The sequence below is a fragment of the Rhodoferax sp. genome (assembly GCF_039922535.1).
Lineage (GTDB): Bacteria > Pseudomonadota > Gammaproteobacteria > Burkholderiales > Burkholderiaceae_C > Rhodoferax_B.
This window is the reverse complement of the sequence record NZ_JBDTEM010000079.1, coordinates 1-1846: the sequence shown is the minus strand read 5'-3', so window position 1 is coordinate 1846 and position 1846 is coordinate 1. Positions and strand designations below refer to the sequence as shown.

The window sequence follows — 1846 nt, the reverse complement described above, 5'->3', positions numbered from 1 at the left end:
GCATAAAAATAATGAAACCGCGCACTCGGTGGCGGAAACACCCGCATCTGTAACCTGGTGTAACCAATTTATCGTCCGAAATCCGCCAAACTTAAACCCAATCGCCACATTTTGTGTACTGCGCGCGCAGCATGTTTTTTTGCACCTTGCCCATGGCGTTGCGCGGCAACTCGGCCACCACAAAGCAGTGTTTGGGGACTTTGAAATGGGCCATGCGGGCTTTCAGGGCGGCCAGAATCTGCGCCGGGTCCAGCACCGCGCCCACCTGCGCAATCACCACGGCCACGCCCACTTCTCCAAAGTCCGCGTGCGGTATGCCCACCACGGCACTCTCGGCCACGCCTGGGAGTTCGTTGATGGCGGCCTCCACCTCCGCCGGGTAGACGTTGTAGCCGCCGCTGATGATCAGGTCTTTGCTGCGGCCTACGATGTGCACATAGCCCCGCGCATCGATCTGGCCCACGTCGCCGGTTTTGAAGAAGCCATCGGCCGTGAACTCTTCGGCCGTCTTCTCGGGCATGCGCCAGTAGCCTTGGAACACATTCGGCCCGCGCACTTGGATACCGCCGATCTCGGCGGTGGGCAAGGGCTGGTCGGAATCCGCCACCACCCGCAGTTGCACATCCGGTAGTGGAAAACCCACCGTGCCGCCACGCCGCTCGCCGTCCTCCACGCGGTAGGGGTTGGAGGTCAGCATGGCGGTTTCGCTCATGCCGTAGCGTTCCAAAATGGTGTGGCCGGTACGGGTTTGCCATGCGTTGAAGGTGTCGATCAGCAAGGGAGCCGACCCGGCGATGAACAGCCGCATGCTGCGCGCCGCCTCGGCTGTCAGCCCCGGCTCCTGCAGCAAGCGCACGTACAGCGTGGGCACGCCCATGAACACCGTGGCGCGGGGCAGCCACTCCACCACTTTTCGGGCATCAAACTTGGCTGCCCACAGCATCTTGCTGCCACTGAGCAGCGCGCCATGGATGGCCACAAACAGCCCGTGCACGTGGAAGATGGGCAAGGTGTGGATGAGGACATCGCCCGGTTGCCAGCCCCAGTAGTCTTTCAGGGTGGCGGCATTGCTCAGCAGATTGCCATGCGACAGCATCGCCCCCTTGCTGCGCCCGGTGGTGCCGCTGGTGTACAGAATGGCGGCCAGATCGTCGGCCTGTTTTAGGGCCACGGTGTGCTGGTCGCTGTGGTGGGCCGCGCGGTCCAGCAGCGAACCGGTGCGGTCGCTGTTCAAGGTAAACACATATTCGGTGCCCGCCATGAAGGCGATCTTGCTGACCCAGCCAAAGTTGGGCGCGCTGCAGACCACCACGGCGGGCTCAGCATTGCCAATGAAGTAGCGGATTTCATCAGCCTGGTAGGCGGTGTTGAGCGGCAAAAACACATAGCCCGCACGCAGAGTGGCCAGGTACAAGACCATCGCCTCCACCGATTTATCCACCTGCACCGCAATGCGGGCCCCGGCAGTAAGACCTAATGAGGCCAGCAGGTTGGCCAGCATGGCGGTGCTGCGGTCCAGGTCGCGCCAGGAGTACCGCAGGCCGCTGTCGGTCTCGATGGCCACGGCATCCAGATCGGACGGAAAACCGGCCCGCAGCGCCGTAAACAGGTTGTAGTTGCGCTCGGCCATGCCGTGGTCCTTACAAGTCAAATGCTATTCATTGCATAGCTGCCAGCGCAGGTAGCACCTGCGCTGGAGCCTATTTTTACTTAAATTTTGTCTTTAACTGTGGCGTGGCAACTTTGCCCGCCCACCACCACATCAGCGCGCCGCCCAAAATCATCGGCACGCACAGCCACTGGCCCATGCTCATGCCCAGCGACAGCAGACCCAAAAAGGCATCCG

Annotated in this window: 1 protein-coding gene and 1 pseudogene; both read right to left on the bottom strand. The window is 61.6% G+C overall.

From position 1 onward, the window contains the following. Nucleotides 1-91 precede the first annotated feature (91 nt). Nucleotides 92-1630: a malonyl-CoA synthase gene (locus ABI213_RS03280; protein ID WP_348005228.1), complete on the bottom strand. Its 1539-nt coding sequence runs from the start codon at nt 1628-1630 to the stop codon at nt 92-94. Between the two features lie 76 nt (nt 1631-1706). Further along, nucleotides 1707-1846, bottom strand: a pseudogene (locus ABI213_RS03275) (prolipoprotein diacylglyceryl transferase); the annotation flags it as partial.

Excerpts from the sequence above, each read along its gene's own strand:
- ABI213_RS03280 (WP_348005228.1), bottom strand. The coding sequence starts at position 1,630 with ATGGCCGAGCGCAACTACAACCTGTTTACGGCGCTGCGGGCCGGTTTT.